The organism is Nocardia pseudovaccinii NBRC 100343, assembly GCF_001613225.1.
Taxonomy (GTDB): Bacteria; Actinomycetota; Actinomycetes; order Mycobacteriales; family Mycobacteriaceae; genus Nocardia; species Nocardia pseudovaccinii.
The window spans coordinates 1-18648 of record NZ_BDBY01000223.1; the positions used below are offsets into that span (position 1 = coordinate 1).

The 18648-nt window shown below is 66.0% G+C and carries 17 protein-coding genes and 2 tRNA genes; 12 read left to right on the top strand and 7 right to left on the bottom strand.

Annotated elements, in window-relative coordinates:
- The 5 genes from NP3_RS28290 to NP3_RS28310 form a co-directional block, all read right to left on the bottom strand.
- A partial coding sequence (locus NP3_RS28290; RefSeq protein ID WP_157124591.1) for an AMP-binding protein occupies nt 1–631 on the bottom strand: 631 nt, incomplete at its 3' end.
- Nucleotides 628–1503: an amidohydrolase family protein gene (locus NP3_RS28295; protein WP_174566274.1), complete on the bottom strand. Its 876-nt coding sequence runs from the start codon at nt 1501–1503 to the stop codon at nt 628–630. The genes NP3_RS28290 and NP3_RS28295, both read right to left, overlap by 4 nt.
- On the bottom strand, nt 1500–2423 hold the full coding sequence (locus NP3_RS28300) for an SDR family NAD(P)-dependent oxidoreductase (RefSeq protein WP_063044653.1): 924 nt from the start codon (nt 2421–2423) through the stop codon (nt 1500–1502). The genes NP3_RS28295 and NP3_RS28300 overlap by 4 nt, the downstream gene beginning before the upstream one ends.
- A gap of 26 nt (nt 2424–2449) precedes the next feature.
- Nucleotides 2450–3550: an NAD(P)-dependent alcohol dehydrogenase gene (locus NP3_RS28305; protein WP_063044654.1), complete on the bottom strand. Its 1101-nt coding sequence runs from the start codon at nt 3548–3550 to the stop codon at nt 2450–2452.
- Nucleotides 3551–3569: 19 nt separating this feature from the next.
- Nucleotides 3570–5024 carry an aldehyde dehydrogenase family protein gene (locus NP3_RS28310; protein ID WP_063044655.1) on the bottom strand — a complete coding sequence of 485 codons (1455 nt, stop codon included), beginning with the start codon at nt 5022–5024 and terminating at the stop codon, nt 3570–3572.
- Between the two features lie 189 nt (nt 5025–5213).
- Here NP3_RS28310 and NP3_RS28315 point away from each other — a divergent pair, with 189 nt between their 5' ends.
- The 6 genes from NP3_RS28315 to NP3_RS28340 all read left to right on the top strand — a co-directional run bounded on the left by NP3_RS28315 (nt 5214) and on the right by NP3_RS28340 (nt 9521).
- Nucleotides 5214–5672: a MarR family winged helix-turn-helix transcriptional regulator gene (locus NP3_RS28315; RefSeq protein WP_218024949.1), complete on the top strand. Its 459-nt coding sequence runs from the start codon at nt 5214–5216 to the stop codon at nt 5670–5672.
- 12 nt (nt 5673–5684) lie between these two features.
- Nucleotides 5685–6428: an IclR family transcriptional regulator gene (locus tag NP3_RS28320; protein WP_063044656.1), complete on the top strand. Its 744-nt coding sequence runs from the start codon at nt 5685–5687 to the stop codon at nt 6426–6428.
- An 85-nt stretch (nt 6429–6513) separates the two neighbouring features.
- Entirely contained in the window at nt 6514–7593 is a 1080-nt protein-coding gene (locus NP3_RS28325; protein WP_063044657.1) for a Rieske 2Fe-2S domain-containing protein, read from the top strand.
- Complete coding sequence (locus tag NP3_RS28330; RefSeq protein ID WP_063044658.1) at nt 7590–7784, top strand: hypothetical protein; 195 nt, start codon at nt 7590–7592, stop codon at nt 7782–7784. The genes NP3_RS28325 and NP3_RS28330 overlap by 4 nt, the downstream gene beginning before the upstream one ends.
- Nucleotides 7781–8716, top strand: a complete 936-nt coding sequence (locus NP3_RS28335) for a PDR/VanB family oxidoreductase (RefSeq protein WP_063044659.1) — start codon at nt 7781–7783, stop codon at nt 8714–8716. Before NP3_RS28330 ends, NP3_RS28335 begins: the two co-directional genes overlap by 4 nt.
- Before the next feature lie 22 nt (nt 8717–8738).
- Nucleotides 8739–9521, top strand: coding sequence for an alpha/beta fold hydrolase (locus NP3_RS28340; RefSeq protein ID WP_063044660.1), 783 nt, complete (start codon nt 8739–8741; stop codon nt 9519–9521).
- A gap of 42 nt (nt 9522–9563) precedes the next feature.
- Here the strand turns inward: NP3_RS28340 and NP3_RS28345 are convergent, their stop codons facing one another.
- A complete protein-coding gene (locus tag NP3_RS28345) occupies nt 9564–10517 on the bottom strand; it encodes a GGDEF domain-containing protein (RefSeq protein WP_063044661.1) in 954 nt (317 codons plus the stop codon).
- Nucleotides 10518–11030: 513 nt separating this feature from the next.
- Here NP3_RS28345 and NP3_RS28350 point away from each other — a divergent pair.
- The 5 genes from NP3_RS28350 to NP3_RS28370 all read left to right on the top strand — a co-directional run bounded on the left by NP3_RS28350 (nt 11031) and on the right by NP3_RS28370 (nt 14662).
- Nucleotides 11031–11104: transfer RNA gene (locus NP3_RS28350), tRNA-Gly, on the top strand.
- Between the two features lie 44 nt (nt 11105–11148).
- Nucleotides 11149–11222: transfer RNA gene (locus tag NP3_RS28355), tRNA-Pro, on the top strand.
- Nucleotides 11223–11321: 99 nt separating this feature from the next.
- Complete coding sequence (locus tag NP3_RS28360; protein ID WP_157124592.1) at nt 11322–11654, top strand: hypothetical protein; 333 nt, start codon at nt 11322–11324, stop codon at nt 11652–11654.
- A 474-nt stretch (nt 11655–12128) separates the two neighbouring features.
- Complete coding sequence (locus NP3_RS28365; protein WP_063044663.1) at nt 12129–13235, top strand: GAF domain-containing protein; 1107 nt, start codon at nt 12129–12131, stop codon at nt 13233–13235.
- Between the two features lie 176 nt (nt 13236–13411).
- A complete protein-coding gene (locus tag NP3_RS28370; protein WP_063044677.1) occupies nt 13412–14662 on the top strand; it encodes a cytochrome P450 family protein in 1251 nt (416 codons plus the stop codon).
- A 24-nt stretch (nt 14663–14686) separates the two neighbouring features.
- On the opposite strand, the gene NP3_RS28375 is transcribed toward NP3_RS28370, so the two are convergent.
- Complete coding sequence (locus NP3_RS28375; RefSeq protein ID WP_063044664.1) at nt 14687–15892, bottom strand: styrene monooxygenase/indole monooxygenase family protein; 1206 nt, start codon at nt 15890–15892, stop codon at nt 14687–14689.
- Between the two features lie 113 nt (nt 15893–16005).
- Between NP3_RS28375 and NP3_RS28380 the strand changes: the two genes are divergently transcribed.
- Entirely contained in the window at nt 16006–18609 is a 2604-nt protein-coding gene (locus tag NP3_RS28380; RefSeq protein ID WP_063044665.1) for an AAA family ATPase, read from the top strand.
- Nucleotides 18610–18648 lie beyond the last annotated feature (39 nt).

An 18648-nucleotide genomic window follows, 5' to 3' on the forward strand; every position in this document is an offset into this window, starting at 1 on the left:
TCTGTCCGAGTCCGAGTACGTGGAACAGCGGCGCGGAACACAAGCTGACATCGTCGCGGCCGAGACTGAAATGGGCGAATTGGTTGAGGGTGTTCCAGACGATATTGCCGTGGGTGAGCACGGCGCCCTTGGGGTGGCCGGTGGTGCCGGAGGTGTAGAGGATCAATGCGGGATCGTCGAGTCCGACCGCGTGGGCGGGCGGAGTCCGGCCGGTGTGGTCGGTGATCGCGTTCTCGTACTCCTCGCCCAGACGCAGCAGCTGGGGAGCGGCGGAGCTTCGTGCGAGCGCCGCGCCGCCGGTGTCGGCGCCGACGACGAACACAGTCGGGTCGGCATCGTCGAGTAGACCGGCGATCTCCGGTGCGGCCAGCCGAGTGTTGAGTGCCACGAAGATGGCACCGAGATGCATTGTGGCGAAGAGTGTTTCGAAGGTCGCGATGTCGTTGGGGCCGAGGTAGGCGACCCGGTCGCCCGGCCTGACGCCGAAATCGGCGAGGGTCGCGGCGAGGGAGTCCACGCGATCGGCGAGGGTGGCGTAGTCGACGCGCCGATCCTGCTGGATCAGCGCGATGGCATCGGGCTCCATCCGGGCCCGCCGACGCGGCCACGAGCCGATTCCCTGGTCCATCATGTCGACCTCAATCCCAATGCGGTGATGGCGTTTTCACGCAGGATCAGGGGACGGACCTCGTCCTTGACATCGAGTTGCTCGAAGTCTTTCATCCACCGATCCGGGGATATGAGCGGAAAGTCCGAGCCGAACAACACCTTTCGTTTGAGCAGGCTGTTGGCATACTTGACCAGTTGCGGCGGAAAGTATTTCGGCGACCACCCGGACAGATCGATATAGACGTTGGGTTTGTGCGTGGCCACGGCCAGCGCTTCGTCCTGCCAGGGAAACGAGGGGTGCGCGATGATGATGGTCAGATCCGGAAAGTCGACGGCCACATCGTCGAGCAGCATCGGGTTGGAGTATTTCAGCCGGATGCCGCCGCCACCGGGGAGTCCCGCGCCGATTCCGGTCTGACCGGAATGGAACAGGGCGGGCACCCCGAGTTCGCTGATGGTCTCGTAGAGCGGGTAGACGGCACGATCGTCGGGCCGGAAAGCCTGCACGCTCGGATGGAATTTGAAGCCGCGGACCCCGTGCTCGACGACCAGTCGCCGGGCTTCGGTCAGTCCCGCCTTCCCTCTGGCCGGATCGATACTGGCGAACGGGATGAGGACGTCGCTGTGCGCGGCGGCCGCGGTGGCGATGTCTTCATTGCTGATCCGCCGATGGCCGAGTGCGGCTTCGGCGTCGACGGTGAATACGACCGCGGCCATGCGGCGTTCCCGGTAGTAAGCGGCCATCTCGTCGATGGTCGGCGGGCCGGATTCGGCGCCGAAGTAGGCGTCGGCGCCCGCCCGGAGCTGGTCCGGTAGCGAATAGTGGCCGCAGCCATCGGTTTCGGCGTGCGTGTGCACGTCGATCGCGACCAGCTGGTCCAGGTCCAGACTCATGACAGCTGCTGCGCGGTGGTCGGGATCTTGGGCAGCGGGATGCCGTAGGTTTCGAGCTGCTCACCGATCGAGGAGTCGAACGCCTCGGCGATCGCGTCGGCGGTCCAGCCGCCGTCGAGGAAGGCGCTGCGGATTTCGCTCGGATGCGACCAGAGCGACAACCGGTCGCCGCCGATCCCGATGCATTGGCCCGTGATATCGGCGGACGCGTCGGACGCCAGGAAAACCACCAGTCCGGCGACATCCTCCGGGGTGCCGAACGAGGCCGCGCGGCGCACCACCGAGGGGATCGGCTCGCCGTTCTTCATTCCCTCGACGTAAGGGGCGAGGAAGGGAATGGTCTCGGTCATCGCGGTCGCCGCGTTGGGGATGATCGCATTGACCGCGACTCCGGCCTTCGCGCATTCCATCGCCCAGGTGCGCGCCATCGCCGCGATACCGGCTTTGGCTGCCGCATAGTTGGTTTGACCGAAATTGCCGCGCTGCCCGGCGGGGGATCCGGCGAGCACGACCCGCCCGCCGTGACCGGCCTGACGGAAGTGTCGGACCGCTTCCCGAACGCAGGTGAAGGTGCCGCGCAGATGGACGTGGATGACGGCGTCGAAGTCGTCGTCGGACATGTTCCACAGCACCTTGTCGCGCAGGATCCCCGCATTGGTCACCATCGCATCTAGTCGCCCGAACGCGTCGACGGCCGCCGCGACCAGTGTCTGCGCGGCCTCGGTGGTGCCGACGGCGACCGGTACCGCGAGTGCCCGGCCACCGGTTTCGGTGATTTCGGCGGCGGCCTTCTCGGCGCGGTCCGCGGCCACATCGTTGACCACGACCGACGCGCCGACGGCGGCCAGCGCCTTGGCGTAGGCGAGGCCGAGACCTTGGCCGCTACCGGTGACGATGGCGACTTTGCCGGTGAGATCCATATGCAATGTTCCTTTCGAAAGAGGGATCAGAAGATGAGGACGGGTTTGATCGCCTTGCCCGAGGTCATATCCGCGACGGCCTGGCCGATATCGTCGAATCGATACCGGGTGATCAGCTTGTCGATCGGGAGCCGCCCGCTTTGCATCAGCGAGACCAAAGCCGGTATGGCGGTGCGGGTTTCGTGATCGCCCAGGGTCAGTCCGACGACCTTGCGTCCCGGCAGCATGGCGTTGACGTCGAGCGCCACCTCGGCGCCGAACGGTGGTGCGCCGACGATGACCAGCGTGCCGCGCGCGGCGAGGACATCCGCGCCGGTGCGCAGCACGGCGGTACTGCCGGTGGTTTCCACGACGGCGTCGGCGCCACCGGTGATTTCGGTGATCGCGGTGGCGACATCGGTGGTCGTCGCATCGATGATGTGCGTGGCGCCGAGTTCCCAGGCCAGTTCGAGACGTTCGGCGATCTTGTCGACGGCGATGATCGTCGTGGCCGGTGACAGCGTGGCCGCCATGATCGCGGACATTCCGACCGCACCGGCGCCGAGTACGACAACGCTCGATCCCGGCCGCGGCTGTACGACGTTCCATATCGCGCCGACACCGGTCTGGACTCCGCACCCGAGCGGGGCAATCGATTCCAGCGGCACATCGGGGTCGACGACGATCATGCTGCGCTCGTCGACCAGCGCGAGTCGGCTGAACGACGACTGCCCGAAGAAGTGCCCGCCCAAAGGCGCGTTGTCGCGGGTGATGGTGTGGCTGTCATCGGCTCGCGCGCCGCCGATCAGGTTGAGCGGCAACCAGGTTGCGCAATAGGCCGGGTGGCCGTCACGGCAGTTCGCGCACGCTCCGCACGAGGTGAACGACAGCAGTACGTGATCACCGGGTACGACACCGGTGACTTCGGATCCGACGCGTTCGACGATGCCCGCACCTTCGTGACCGAGGACGCCGGGCAACGGAAACGGCAGTCCGCCACTGGCGACACCGAGGTCGGTGTGGCAGACACCGGCCGCGACCATGCGCACGATCGCCTCGTGCGGTCGTGGTTCATCGAGTTCGATCGCGGAGAGGGTGAACGGCGCACCGCCGGATTCGACGACGGCGGCCCAGGTGGAGGTGGTCATGGTAGGTGTCCTTGCGGATTCAATCGAGTGCGATGACAACGGATTTGACCTTGGTGTAGGACGCGAGGGCCTCGGGTCCGTACTCGCGTCCGAAGCCGGAGTCCTTGACACCGCCGAACGGCATCGCCGGGTCGAGCATCGCCCAGTCGTTGACCCAGACGATTCCGGCCTGCAATTTGTCGGCGACGCGGTGTGCGCGGGCGAGATCGGTGGTGTGCAGGCCGGACGCGAGTCCGTAGCGCGTGCCGTTGGCCAGCGCGATCGCTTGGTCTTCGGTATCGAAGGCCTGCACCGTGAGCACCGGTCCGAAGATCTCCTCCTGCACTACGCGGGAGTCGTCGGCGAGGTCCGCGATCACGGTGGGCCGGTAGTAATAGCCGCCGTCCAGATCCAGGCGTGCACCACCGCATATCACCCGGCCGCCCTCCTGGCGGGCCAGCGCTACATATTCTTCGACCTTCGCGACGTGCCGTTCCGCGGCCATCGGTCCGACCACGGTCGCCGGGTCGCGCGGGTCACCGACGCGTACACCTGCGACGGCTTCGGCGAGGATGCCGACGACGGTCTCGTAGAGCGGCCGAGCGACCAGCAGCCGGGGACCGCCCATGCAGAACTGCCCGGTATTGAAAACGAACCCCTTGATGATCGCGCCGATGGCCTTGTCGACATCGGCGTCGGCGAACACGATCTGCGCGGCATTGCCGCCTAGTTCCATGGTCACCGGCTTCAACGCCGCACCGGCCACGCTCGCCGCGCGTCGGCCGATCTCGGTCGATCCGGTGAACGCGATCTTGTCCACACCCGGATGCTCGAGCAGCGCCGCACCCACCACCGGACCGGAGCCCGTGACGACGTTGACCACACCCGGCGGCACACCGGCCCGTTCGAACAGCGTCGCCATGAAGAGTGCGCTGAGCGGCGTTTCTTCGGCGGGCTTGTGGACGACCACATTGCCTGCGGCGAGCGCGGGCGCGATCTTGGAGCTCGACAGGATCAGCGGAAAGTTGAACGGCGTGATGGCGGCGACCACGCCGAGTGGATCGCGGCGGGTGTACGCGAACGCGGGTAGCGGGGTGCGGCGGGTGGCGCCGTCGATGGTCTGGGCGAGCGCGGCGCAGTACTCGTACTGTTCGATGGTGGTCGAGACGTCCACCGATCGGCACAGGGTGACCGGCTTGCCGACGTCGAGGCTTTCCAGCCGGACGAGCTCATCGGTGTTCTCGCGCACCAGCTCGGCAATCCGGAGCAGGATGCGCGCTCGTTCCCGGCCGCTGCGACCGGACCATTCGGCACCGGTGAACGCCGCCCGCGCGGCGGCGACCGCGTCGTCGACGTCGCTGCGGTCGGCCTCGGCGACGGTGCCGATGACGCGGCCGGTCGACGGGTCCACCACATCGCTGCGGCCACCCGATGCGGAGTTCCGCCATTTGCCGTCGATGAACAGCTGTCCGTCGACGTTGTCGTTCGTGCTCATACTTGCTCGGTCCCGTCCCGACGATTCCGGCCGCTGTGCCGAGATGCGTCTGCTCTCATCAACAGGAAACCTGATGGTTTTAGTGATGTCAGCCACTATTCGCCACTGACAGGATTCCTGTCAATGGTCTATTCTCGATTTCGCTGAACATCCCGGTTCGGCGCCCGCGACGAGGTGAGGAGAGTGCTGGTGACGATCTCGGAGGCGAAGCCGACCGCAAGCCGACTGCCGCGTAGTCAGACCTCGCTGCTGTACGCGGTCAAAAGGGTCGAGCTGGCGGTGCGGGCGCGCTTGGACGAGCTGCTGCGTCCGGTCGGGATCACCACATTGCAGTACACCGCGCTGACCGTGCTCGAGCGGCACGACGGCTTACCGGCCGCGCAGCTGGCGCGGGATTCGTTCGTCACGGCACAGTCCGTCGCCGATGTGGTCCGCGCTCTGGAGAGTCGCGGACTCATTGCGCGCGAACGCAACTCACGCAACCGGCGCGAGCTGCTGATCCATCTCACCGAGGCGGGACGGGGGTTGCTCGCCGATGTCGCCGACGAGGTCGACGCGGTGGAACAGCAGATGATCAGTGGTATGACGGACGAGCAGGCCGATGATTTCCGCTCGGCGCTGGTCCGAGCCTGGCATGCGCTGTCCTGACAGGCTTCGGCGATGACCCAGTCGTCGGTGCTGGCCCGCGCACTGGTGCTGCTCGAGGCGTTCGACAACGCCCACCCGGTATTGAAGCTGTCGGAGTTGGCCGAGCGCACCGGTCTTCCGCAGACAACGGTCTATCGCCACGTTGTCGATCTCGTGCAGTGGGGTGCGCTGGATCGGGCCGCGAGCGGCGGGTACCAGATCGGTTTGCGCATGGTGGAGATCGCCTCCTATTGCCCGCGCGCCAGGCCCATCCGTGATGTCGCGCTGCCGTTCATGGAGGACCTGTACGAGGCGACGCACCAGAACGTGCAGCTGGCGGTCCGCGACGGCACCGAAGTGGTCTATGTCGAATTTCTCGCGGGCCGCGACGCGGTATTCGTGCGCACTCGAGTGGGTGCGCGCTGGCCGATGCACGCGACCGGCGTCGGGCTGGCCATCCTGGCCTACGCTCCCGCCGAGATCGTGGACAAGATCGCCGACCGGCCGCTGGCGGTATTCACCACGAAGACGATCAGCACGCCCGAGGTGCTGCGGCGCGCATTGGCCGAGGTGCGCCGCACCGGGGTCGCGATCAGCGACGGACAGGTGACCCTCGACGGATATTCCGTCGCCGCACCGATTTTCGGTTCGGACGGTCAGGTCGCGGCGGCGCTGTCGATCGTCGTACCGGCCGACGACTCCCGCCGGGCCATGTGGGCTCCTGCGGTGCGCACCGCGGCCCACGGCATCACCAGGCAGTTGGGTGGCGGGCGCTGACTTCCGTTCGACGGAAGTGTGTCTTGGCTCACGCATCGGCGGACCACACGATGGACCGCACAGCCCACATTTCAGGAGCATTCCGATGAGCCCGACAACCGCAATTGCCCGCAACCAGTGGTATGTGGCCGCCTACAGCCAGGAGATCGGACGCGATCTGTTCGCGCGGACCATCTGCAACGAGCCGCTGGTGTTCTACCGGACCGAGGACGGCGCGGTGGCGGCGCTGTCGGACCGCTGCATCCATCGCCGCTACCCGCTGTCGCAGTCGCGGCTGGTCGGTGACCGTGTCGTCTGCGGCTACCACGGTTTCACCTACGACCGCACCGGTGCCTGTGTCGCGGTACCCGCGCAGACCCGCATTCCCCGCAGCGCCCGTGTTGCCTCTTACCCTGTGGTGGAACAGGACTCGTTCGTCTGGGTGTGGATCGGCGACCGCGAATCGGCCGACCCGGCCGCGATCCCGCGCGCACCGTGGCTGGTGCAGGACGGCTGGACCACCATCCGCGGCCTGGAGACCATCCGGGCCAGGCATGCGCTGCTGATGGACAATCTGATGGACCTGTCCCACGAAACCTATTTACACGGCGGCTATATCGGCACTCCAGAGGTCGCGGAGACGCCGATCACCACCGAGGTCGACCAGGCAGCCGGTGTCGTGCGGGTGAGCAGGCATATGGACGATGCCGAATGCCCGCCGTTCTATGCCAATTCGACCGGCATCACCGGGCGCATCACCCGCTGGCAGGACATCGAGTTCCAGCCGCCGTGCCTCTACCGGCTGCACAGCCGCGTCGCGCCGCAGGGCGACTATCCGCCCGAGGGCTACCTGCCCGGACGCGGAGCCGACACCGATCCCGCCGCGTTCCACACCGAAATCGTGTACGCCCTCACTCCGGAAACCGAGCATTCGGTACACGACTTCTGGATGGTGGCAAGGGATTTCGCGATCGACGACCAGGACGTGACCGACTACCTGCACAAGAGCAATCACACCGTGGTCATGCAGGACGTGGTGGCGCTGAGCCTGGTCGAGGAGGTCATCGCCGCGGAGGAACGCGCCGGGGGCACCTACCAGGAGCTGTCGATCAATATCGACACCGGCGCGCTGGCGGCACGTCGGTTGATCGCCGAGCTCAGCCGGACCGAGGAGACCCGAGCATGACCGCGGCCGCCTGCCACCGCGTGCAGTGGTTTCCGGGCAGCGATCAGCTGCTCGGCCGATGCCATTGCGGCGCAACCAGGATCGCCGATGACCCGATCGAGATCTGGCAGTGGTTGCTCGCCCACCCGAACGGTCACCACGACCGCGCGCCCGATCCGCGGCCCGCGGTCCTGAACGGAGCCGGAGTATGACCGCCGAGCCGGAATTCACCGTCACCGTCACCGACCGCCGCACCGTCGCCGACGGCATCGTCGAACTCACCCTCGCCGTGACCGACGGCCACACCCCGAAATGGCAGCCGGGCGCCCACATCGACCTGACCCTGCGCCCGGACCTGGTGCGCCAGTACTCGTTGTGCGGCGATCCCGACGACCACGACCGATTGACGGTCGCGGTCCTGCGTGCTGCGAGCAGCCGCGGTGGATCGGCCTACGTCCACGACCAGCTGACAGTGGGCGATCGTCTGCGAATCCGAGGTCCCCGCAACAACTTCCCGCTCCGGGACGCGCAACGCTATCTGTTCATCGCCGGTGGCGTCGGCATCACACCACTGCTGCCGATGATCCGAATTGTCGCGGGCCGCGGCGGCGAGTGGAGCCTGCACTACGGCGGGCGCACCCGCGCGAGCATGTCCTACTTATCCGAACTGTCCGCGCTCGGGCCGATCGAGGTGTGTCCGCAGAGCGAGACCGGTCCGCTCGATCTCGACGCCATCCTCGCCACGCCGGACCCGGGCACGCTGGTGTACTGCTGCGGTCCGGAGTCGCTACTGGCCGCCGTCGAAAGCCGCTGCGCGGTAACCTGGCCCGCCGACGCCCTGCACCTCGAGCGGTTCGCACCGAAGCCGACGGAAGTGACTGTCGATTCCGCCTTCGACGTCGAATGCGCGCAATCCGGTGTCACCGTGCGCATCCCGGCGAACACCTCCATCCTCGACGCCATCGAAGGGGCCGGTATCGCGGTCTTGTCCTCGTGCCGCGAAGGCACCTGCGGTACCTGCGAAACCGTTGTCCTGGACGGCATCCCCGACCATCGCGACAGCATCCTCGCCGCACAGGACACCGACGTGATGATGATCTGCCGCTCACGCGCCCACACCCCGCGCCTGGTCCTCGATATCTGATCTCTTGTCGAAAGGTTCCGCTATGCCCGTCGTCCGTGTCTCCGATACCGATGTTCACTACTCCGTGTCCGGTGCCGGACCAGGATTGGTCCTCGTCCACGGCACCAGCATGAGTGCCGAATCCAATTTCGGACACCTCATCTCCGAGTTCACCGACCGCCACACCGTTGTCGCACCGAACTATGCGGGCAGCGGCGAAACCACCGCACCCGACGGCCGACTGACTCTGGACCTGCTGGTCGAGCAGATCATCGCGGCCATCGGGGATGCATCGACCGGCCCGGTCGACCTGGTGGGCTTCTCCCTCGGCGCGGTCGTCGCGGCAGCGGTCGCCGGACGGCGTCCCGACCTGGTGCGCAGACTCGTCCTGGTGGCCGGTTGGCCGGTGACGGAGGATCCCCGGCAACTGCTCACCCTGCACGGCTGGGCGGCTTCATTGGAGGCCGGACCCGAAATGGCCTCCGCATTCGGTCCGTTGCTGGCGTTCAGCCCGGCATTCCTGAGCGGGCTAGGACACGCGGGTCTGGCCCAGTTGCGTGCCACGAAACCCGAACCCGGAACGCTGCGGCAGATCGAGGTGAACCTCGCAGTGGACATCCGGGACGAGCTGAGCCGTATCGCCGCACCGACATTGGTGATCGGCTGCACCCAGGACCAGTTGGTCCCGGTAACTCATGCCCGTGGCCTGCACGCCGCGATCCCGAACAGCCGATACGCCGAAATCGACAGCGGCCATGTGGTGTTCTTCGAGAAGCCCGCCGAAATCGTATCGCTGGTACAAGGTTTCCTGCACCCGGTCAGCTGACTGGACAGGCCCTCCGGGGGTGACCGGAGGGCCTGTATCGGATCAGCCTGCGACGGCCTTGATTTCGGGTTTATCGGTGTCGGCGGGGGCGAAGCGGCGTCCACCCGCGGTCTTCGCCGAATACATCGCGCGATCGGCGCGACGCAGCAGATCGGTGAAATCGCAGGAGTCGCCCGGCGGACAGTATGCGGTGCCGACACTAGCCGAAACCGGCACCGGACCGGCCGTCGACCACACCGGATCCCGCAGCGCGGCCACGATCCGATGCGCGATTTCACCGAGCGTGTTGTGCAGCGGGTTGGTGGCGAGCACGAATTCGTCACCGCCGTAGCGGCAGATGACCGTATCCGGCGGGCAGATCTCACGCAGCCTGCGGGCCAGCTCGACGAGCACCTCGTCGCCGACGGCATGTCCGTAGTTGTCGTTGATCTGTTTGAACCGGTCCAGGTCGATCAGCAGCAGACCGACGCCGCGGTTCGGATCGGCCGCCATCAGCCGCACCTTGTCCTGCAGCAGCGTCCGGTTGGCCAGATCGGTGAGCGCGTCATGGGTGGCCTCGTGCCGCAGCCGATGCTGCAGCGCGGCGATCTCCTGCACCCGCAACGACACCGCGGCCGAAATGTGTTGCTCCTGCTGGGCCAGCGCCCGCTCCTGCAGCGCCTGGGCATAGCTGTCGATGGCCTGACTGGCCACCAGCGGCCAGCGCGTGGCGACCAGCGACCCGGGCGCCCCCGCAGGGAAGCCGAGTAGCCAGCGGGTGGCCTGGGCCAGCATTCTGGTCCGTTCGAACGGCGCCTCGACCAGCCGCGCCCCCAAGTTCCGCGCCTCGGGCACCGGGAACGGCTCGGACCTGGCCAGCAACAGCAGCCGCTCGATGATCTCGACCAATACCGGCTGCAACTGTTGTGGTGACGCGTGTGATCCCGGTTCCGCGCAGACCGCACGCGCCCACGCGCCTGCCATCTGCGCTACGGGTGGCTCGATATCCGCAGACATCGCACTCACCCGCCACGGGTGATGTCGGTACCCGGGTGCCCTGTTCCCACGCAGGTGCCGGCGTCACCCCGATCGTTCCCACTGCTACGCGGTTGTGTCCACCTCGCTTGGTGCACGCTCACCGCCCCCTTTCCAGATACCCCCGTCCGGCAAAAAGGATCCTAGCAAGCCACTCGGCACTGAAAAACGCCGTTTTATAACGAGTTATCGGTCCCTCGCGAATAGCGATCGGGTATGTCATCGCTCTCGCGCCGTCGGCGTTACACATCAATTCTGTTCGCCGGAAAGTCGCGGACCGACACGCCGACAGCACGCCGAAAGAGGAGGTTTCCGGCTCGCTCACCGGCTCGACTCGATCAGCGATAGCGATCGGCTACCGTTGACGGCTCGGATCGTCGGCGCATCGGCCCCGCTGGCCGCCTTGGTGGGGGCTGATTGGCGTATCCGAGGCCCCATTCGGTACAGTCGGTTCGCACACGACATCGTGGCGATCCCATCAGATGTCGTATGCCTGCGGGTGTAGTTCAATGGTAGAACCTCAGCCTTCCAAGCTGATGGTGCGGGTTCGATTCCCGTCACCCGCTCCACGCAGGATTCATCCTCGTCGGCACCGTCTTTCGCCGCGAGGCCACGGGGTGTAGCGCAGCTTGGTAGCGCATCCGCTTTGGGAGCGGAGGGTCGCAGGTTCAAATCCTGTCACCCCGACAGAAACAGCAAGTGGGGCTCGGGGAGGGATGAGAGCGGGGCCGGAATCCCGTTCCCTTCTTGGGCATCGTCGGTCCGATGATGTTCGAGAGGGTGTAAATGCCAGCACCGTTGGAGGATCGGGTTACCAACCTCGAGACGCTTGTGGCTGCGTTGACGATGCGGCAGGCGGAAGCGAAGGCGAAAGCTGGTTCGCCGACCGACCTTGCCGCGTTGGACGCGAAGGTGGCGCGCAACCATGACGCGGTTATCGAGGAGATCGGCAGTCTCAGGGCTGAGATCAATGACCGGTTCGGCGCTGTTGATGATCGGCTCTCCGCGATTGACGAACGGCTTGCCGCAATGGACGACCGGTTCGCTGACGTCGGTTGGAAGTTGGATCGCATCCTGACGGCGTTAGGAGACGCTGGCGAAGCTGAGGTCGATCGCTAGTCGGATTCGTTTGCTGGCAGCCACACCCGCAGATAGCCAGTGCTTTGCCTGGAGCCTGTTTCGCTGTCGAGAAGCTTCGGCGATGTCGATGATCGCCGGATTGCGCGGCGGTCCGTTCCGGTAGGCGGGGCGGGCCGGAAATCTCGTGCGGCGCTTGATGCGTCGCGTGTCGCGCACCGGATTGTCCGCGGTGGCGCACAGTGAGGTTCACGATCTCGAGCGGTGCCGACCGGGGTGAGATCGCGGGGTTCCGCCACGGACAGTGGCGAATTGTGCTGGGCGCGCAGGCGTATTCGGGGAGGTGGGACGCTGGTCAGCGCGGGGCATCGCGTCGCGCCCGCACACCTAGGTAGTGAACCTGGCTGCTCACGTGGCAGCACCCGATGCCGACACCTCCCCGATCTGGGAATACTGAACCGACGTGCAGACAGTCGCATGTGTTGGCAGGGAACGGTCGGGGCGGAGGGAGGTGCGATGATTCCGTGGGCGACGGTGGAGACGTTGGCGCCAGGGGTCGCTTCGGTGGCTGCGATGGGGGACGCGTCGCGCAATTTCGCCAATTGCGACCGTGTTGTGCAGCGATTGCTGGCGAAGAGTCCGGCCCTCTATGACACCCTGACGACCCGCGACATCACCGGGATGATCCGCTTGGCGCACCTTCGGGGCGAGGATATGGATCTGACGATCCCGACCGGCGCTGGGCCGCACAAGCTGATGTTGCGGCCGGTGCTCGGTCCGGCGGGCGATGTGCACGCGGTGCGGTTGTGGCTCGGTCCCGCGGTGGCGCCGATCCCCCCTTTGCGCCCGGCGGTCGGTCTGATCTGGGAACTCGATACGCAGTTGATCCACCAGCCCGTCGGCCTCCGGCGGTTGTGCGGTGTCGAGGCCGAAGAGTATGTGCCGCGACGTTCTATTGCCGAACTGTTCCACCGGATTTCGAGATTCGATCGACATGTGGAGGTGCTGGATCTGCTCTACGGTCCGGTGCCGGGTCAGAAGCTCCAGTTCGACGTGATCGTGACCAGTGGGTCCTCCCGACGAGGGCAATGGCGGATCAGCATGCGGGCTCGCGATGACGAACGTACCCGCGGCGCCTGGTGGTTGATCGAAGACGTGACCTCGGACACCATGCCCTCGATGGCGCCGACTCTGGATCACGTCGGGCTGCGGGAAGCTCACCGCCGTGCCGGGACCCATTTGGCTATCGTGCAACTCGAGCACGCCACCATCTCCCATTGGCTCACTGAGCCTGCCCCGTGGGTCCGGTGGGACTACTTGTTCCGGCCGGTCGATGTTTTCCATCCCGGTGATCGCGTTCGATTGGCCGACCTCAGCGGCAGGCTCGCATCCGGCGATGCGACGGAAGCCACCGTGCGCACACTGAATTACGGTGGCGGATACACGCCGACCTCATTGTTGCTCTATCCGTATCCCGGATACTCGGTACACCGGCTCACCATCGCCCAACTCGTCCTCATCGGCGACGAACTCCCGATTGCGCGACCGAGTGAACCCGTCGGCTACGACGAACAACTGTCGCGCGGTCGGTCCCACCGAATGGAACATATCCCGGCTCACTGAATGATGACGCACCGTTGGGTAGCGGCCGGGCATCGGTGGCGACCGACCGGTGCTCGCTGGGCGGCGGTGCCGAAATGCCCATGGTTCTACCGATGTTCGGGACATACCTATTGCGCGATCGTTACCGCGACCCACCACTTGCCTGTGTGACCTGGCCAGCGTTCGGAGTTTCGCTTTTGAACACGCAACAGCCTCCACTCGAGCCTGATACTTGTCCCGTTCCGCACCACGTATCGCCTGCCGGGGGTGGTGGCGACTACGTCCCGCTGTACTCCCCGGAATTCGCCGCCGATCCACATACCGCCTATCGGGAGATGCGTAGCCGCTACGGCGCGATGGCGCCGGTGGAACTCGCACCGGAAGTGCCCGCGACCCTGGTGCTCGACTACTACACCGCAGTGCGCATCCTGAACGATCCAGACCACTTCCCTGCTGATCCACGCGGCTGGCAGCAGGCGATTCCCGTCGAATGTCCGGTACGGCCGATACTCGAGTGGCGTCCGAACGCGCTGCGCAGTGCCGGTAACGAACACACCCGCTATCGGCAGGCCATCGCGGCGGCGATCGATGGGGCCGATCTCCATGCCCTGCATGCCACCGTGGAGTCCATTGCGGTTCCGCTGATCGAGGCCTTCAGCTCGTCCGGTTCGGTGGACCTGATCAGCCAATACGCCTTGCCGCTCGCATTCGGCGCGATCAACGCGATGCTGGGTTGCCCACCGGAGATCGGCCAGCGGGTCGCACAGGCGACTGCCGCGATTTTCGATGGAGTCGACGCCGAACAGGGCAACAAAATGCTCAGCGAGGCATTGCTGGACCTGATCGACTTGAAACGCGCCGAGCCCGGCGATGACATCACCACTCGACTACTCGAACATCCCACCGGACTCGACGAGTCGGAGTTGATTCATCAGCTTGCCATCTTGTACGGCGCCGGAATCGAACCGCAACAGAATCTGATCGTCAACACGCTGCTGCTCATGCTTACCGACGAGCGGTTCGCGGGAAATGTGCTTGGCGGCAGCCTATCGACCCGGGACGCACTCGACGAGGTGTTGTTCGCAGACCCGCCGATGGCCAATTTTTGCGTCACATATCCACGACAACCGATTCTGTCCAGCGATATCTGGCTGCCCGCGAACCAACCGGTCGTTATCAGCATGGCCGCCTGCAACAACGATCCAACGATCAGCGGCGGTGAGTACCTCGGCAATCGTTCGCACCTGGCATGGGGCGCCGGACCGCACGCCTGCCCGGCGCGAACGGCGGCCTATCTGATCGCCCAAGATGCCATCGATCAACTCCTCGACGCCCTGCCCGATCTGACGCTGGCCGTGCCGGTGGATGAACTGAGCTGGCGGCCCGGTCCGTTCCACCGCGCCCTTGCCGCCCTACCCGTGGTCTTCCCGGTATCGACGACGCGCTGACCCAATTCGGCGATCCGCACCGGCTCAGTGGGGTGTGGTTTCGGTAGCGGCGAATTTCACCATATTCGCTGGGCGGATGAAGGTTTCGGCGAACGCGTCGGCCAGTGCGGTGTCCTCCTGTGCGGCCAGCATCAATTCCCGCACGGCCGGTGGGGGGTCGAGCACGGCCATTGTCCAGCGTGCCGCGGCATGGGCGATCGCGGTCAGCCACGGCTGTGCCGCCGAGGTCATCCAGGCCCGGTCGAACGGGCCGGTGGGATTGTCCAGAATCGCCGCGCTGTACTGGGCGGCGCAGTGTGCGGCGCTGTTGGCGCCCTGCGCACCGCCGGGATCCATCCGGCACACGACATCGCCGCCGCCCAGCACGAGGGTGCCGGAGGGCAGTGTGCCGATCGGCTCGCGCATGGTCGGCGGTACGGCGCCGACCAGAGTCGCGCCACCGTCGGTCAATTCGGCATTGCGATACCGATCGGCAAGTGCCGCAGGCAGATACTGTTGCAAGAGTTGTACTGCGCGCGGCAGCCGCTCGGCCGGGACCGTGTGCGCGAAAACATCCAGTCCGCCGCCGGGCAGTCCCTCGAAAAGCAGTATTTCGCAACGCCTCTCCTGTCCGGGAGGGCCGGTCAGGCCCGGATAGGAGATGATCTCGCCGTGGCCAGGAAGGGCCGTGTAGGTTCCGAGGCCATCCGGATCGGGCTCGACCCCGTCGAGGTACAGCACCGCCAGTCGACGCATTGGTTCGGCGGGAACCGACCAGCTCGGGTCGGCGGGGAAATACACGGCGAGCTCACGCGATGCTCGGGTGACGACGGTCAGATCGTATGCGGCGGTCCGCCGATCCAGTTGCGGCACAGACAGTTGTGCGATCTCCAGATCGCCGCCCGCAGCCGCGAAGTCGGCAAGCCAGCGCGCGAACACCGTCCGCTGGTCGACACTCTGCGCTGGCTCGCTGAAACGTCCGGCCCACCCGGACACCACGTTGCGGTCGACGACCAAGTTGAACCGGATGCCCAGGATCCGGGGCGCAATCGAGCGCCAAATACCCAGCCCTGCTCGAGATTCGAGGTCCAATGTCGGCCCGAACTTCACCTGTGTGCTGGTCACCGAGCCGGACAGCACCGCGGCCGCGTCGCGATCGGTCACCAGGGTGACCGGGATGCCGCTGTGCCGCAGCCGCAGTGCCAGCGGGAGGCCACACTCGCCAGCGCCGAGTATCTGAATTCCGCGCACGTGAAATCCTTCCGATGGTGAATTCGCTGGTCTCAGCTTCGTGACATAGGTAGGTCACGTACATCGGGTGCAACGACGAATGTTTCAGATACCGGCTGACTAGTGTGCTCACCATGACCGGGCGATATTCATCGAGCCTCGGATCGCTGCCGTCAGCCGCCAGTGATTTCGTCGGACGCGAACGGGAACTGGACAAGATCGCGGAGTTGCTGCTGGATTCGGCGCGTCTGATCACCTTGATCGGTTCGGGTGGAATCGGCAAGACTCGCCTTGCCACCGAGGCGGTGCACCGCTACCACAAGGCTCGTCGGGTTCCCGTCCATTGGGTCCGGCTGGCCCGGCTGGCGAGCGGGGCGGACGTATCGGCGGTCGAGGACGAGGTGGCGCAGGCGATCGTCGACGCCGACTTCTCCGATCGATCGGTATGGGCCGCTCTGGTCGACACCCTCACTCGTTCCGACGCTGTGGGCCACCGACTGCAGACGATCCTGGTGATGGACAATTGTGAGCACGTCCTCGACGGCGCCGGGCGATTGATCTCCGACCTACTCGACGCGGTGCCGGGGTTGACGGTGCTGGCGACCAGTCGCGAGGCGGTCGGCTGGGTCGATGAGCAATTGGTGCCGATCGGTTCTTTGCCGCGAGAACAGGCGCTGCGACTGTTCCGCAAGCGAGCGGAGCTCACCGGGCGTGCCATCGCCGATGATCAACTCGCGCTGGCCGATTCGATCTGCAGGCATGTGGACAACCACCCGCTCTACATCCGGCTGGCCGCCGCCCGCCTACGACACCAACCGTTGCGCATGATTCTGCGCGACCTCAGCGGCGAGGCAGGCGATCGGCGCCTGCGGTGGTCGCCCGGTCCACGCGTCGGCACCGAGGAACGGCATCAGGGCATCCGGGATGTCATCGCATGGTCCTATGACCTGTGCACGGACCAGGAACGCCTGCTCTTCGATCGGATGTCGGTCTTCGCCGCGGGTTACGACGTGGATCCCGACGATGAAGCCGATACGTCCGTGCTCGATGTCGGTGCGGAACTGGATGCGATCGAGGGTGTCTGCGCCGATCTCGACATCGGCGACGGCGACCCGCGCGTCAGCATCGCGACGGACGAGGTCGAGGGTCTCTTGGAGCGTTTGGCGGATCAGTCTCTGGTGTCGGTCCACCTGACTTCCGATACGGTCCGTTACTCACTGTTGGAGAGCTTCCGCGTATTCGCTCAGCAGCGATTGCGCGAACGCGCGCCCGGCGCCGAATGGGAGCGGCTGACCGCCCGGCATCGGCGCTACTACCGCGACAAAGTCATGCGGGCCTGCGCCGAATGGTGCAGCCCTGCGGAGCAGGATCTGCTCGATTGGGCGCGGGCGGCCTGGGACAACTTGCTCTGCGCGATCGACGGAAGCCTCACGACCCCGGGGGAATCGGTGATCGGGCTGGAAATCGTCGTCGGCCTGATCTCACTGCGGGTTCCCTTCATCAAGGGATCGCTGCGCGAGTCTCGGCGGTGGGCCGAGCGAACGCTGGCGGCAACGCGCGAACTCGACCCACAACCCGTCGAACTCCAGATATCGGCAATGGCCCTGATCGGCTGGATCAGCGTGTGCCAGGGTGTGCACGAGGAGGCCGAGCGGATGGTCGAGGAGTGCGTCGCCGCGTGCGTGACAGATCCGGCGGCACGAGCGAACTGGCGCCATACCTTCGAGCGTGATCTCGGTCTGCCCGCACTCGTCGAGTTCACGCGCGGTAGCGAACTGATGCTGGTGCAGGGCGACGCGCGTGCGGTAGCGGTGCTCGGGAGCGCTCGCCAGAAGTTCGCCGCTGGTGGCGATCTCGGTGGCGCGGCCATGTGCGAACTGTTCGAGGCACTCGCGGCCGGTTTCGGTGGCACCGCGGTGCAGGCCATGGAGATTGCCCGGCGTCATCTCGAGAACGCCGTTGCGGCGGGGGCGCGCTGGGCGAAATCCTGGGCCGAACTGGCATGGGCGATTGCCCTGACCAAACATGGTGACCCCGAAGAAGCGCTCGCCGTCGGTCGCTCCGCGTTGGCGGATCAGGTCGCGATGCGTGACCAATGGGGTGCCCTCTGGGCGGTGCACATCCGGATGTGGACGCTCGCGCGCATGTCGGGCGATGCGCGGACCGCGGACGGTGCCGTCTCGGACCAGGTGCTTGCGGGGGCCACTGAAATCGCACTGCTGGGCGGCGGAGTCGCCACCTGGCGGCAGCGCATGGGCGTGAACATAGCGAACTTGGTGCCATTCGAAACCGAAACCGACAACGCTATCGACATCGCACGGGATGTGCTCGGACACCAGCTGTTCGAAGCCACTCGGCGCGAGGGTGCCATGCTGCGGCCGGAGCACGGTGAGGTGGCAAAGCTGGCGTTGGGCACGTTGTCGATGGGCAAGCTGGAGGTGGACCATCCCATCCGGCGCGACCGCCCGTCACCCTGGCAGGAACTGTCGACCGCCGAACAGGAGGTGGCCACGCTCGCGGCGGCGGGCTGGACCAATACGGCGATCGCGGCCAGTCGCGGCAATTCGTTCAAGACCATAGACGCACAGATGGTTTCGATCTTCCAGAAGCTGATGATCACATCGCGAGCCGACATCATCACCTTCGTGCCCGCGGACCGGCGCGGCGACGTCACGAATGCGGCCGCGCGTCGACCGACACGTGCGCGGCGCAGGCCGATACCCGAGCGCGGCCGCTGACCGGCGAAAGCGATAGGCGCAATGGGCCGGGCCGGGCCG

Coding starts and splice junctions, on each gene's coding strand:
- NP3_RS28325 (WP_063044657.1), top strand. CDS start 6,514: ATGAGCCCGACAACCGCAATTGCCCGCAACCAGTGGTATGTGGCCGCC.
- NP3_RS28360 (WP_157124592.1), top strand. CDS start 11,322: ATGCCAGCACCGTTGGAGGATCGGGTTACCAACCTCGAGACGCTTGTG.
- NP3_RS28295 (WP_174566274.1), bottom strand. CDS start 1,503: ATGAGTCTGGACCTGGACCAGCTGGTCGCGATCGACGTGCACACGCAC.
- NP3_RS28305 (WP_063044654.1), bottom strand. CDS start 3,550: ATGACCACCTCCACCTGGGCCGCCGTCGTCGAATCCGGCGGTGCGCCG.
- NP3_RS28335 (WP_063044659.1), top strand. CDS start 7,781: ATGACCGCCGAGCCGGAATTCACCGTCACCGTCACCGACCGCCGCACC.
- NP3_RS28345 (WP_063044661.1), bottom strand. CDS start 10,517: ATGTCTGCGGATATCGAGCCACCCGTAGCGCAGATGGCAGGCGCGTGG.
- NP3_RS28310 (WP_063044655.1), bottom strand. CDS start 5,024: ATGAGCACGAACGACAACGTCGACGGACAGCTGTTCATCGACGGCAAA.
- NP3_RS28300 (WP_063044653.1), bottom strand. CDS start 2,423: ATGGATCTCACCGGCAAAGTCGCCATCGTCACCGGTAGCGGCCAAGGT.
- NP3_RS28320 (WP_063044656.1), top strand. CDS start 5,685: ATGACCCAGTCGTCGGTGCTGGCCCGCGCACTGGTGCTGCTCGAGGCG.
- NP3_RS28365 (WP_063044663.1), top strand. CDS start 12,129: ATGATTCCGTGGGCGACGGTGGAGACGTTGGCGCCAGGGGTCGCTTCG.
- NP3_RS28380 (WP_063044665.1), top strand. CDS start 16,006: ATGACCGGGCGATATTCATCGAGCCTCGGATCGCTGCCGTCAGCCGCC.
- NP3_RS28340 (WP_063044660.1), top strand. CDS start 8,739: ATGCCCGTCGTCCGTGTCTCCGATACCGATGTTCACTACTCCGTGTCC.
- NP3_RS28330 (WP_063044658.1), top strand. CDS start 7,590: ATGACCGCGGCCGCCTGCCACCGCGTGCAGTGGTTTCCGGGCAGCGAT.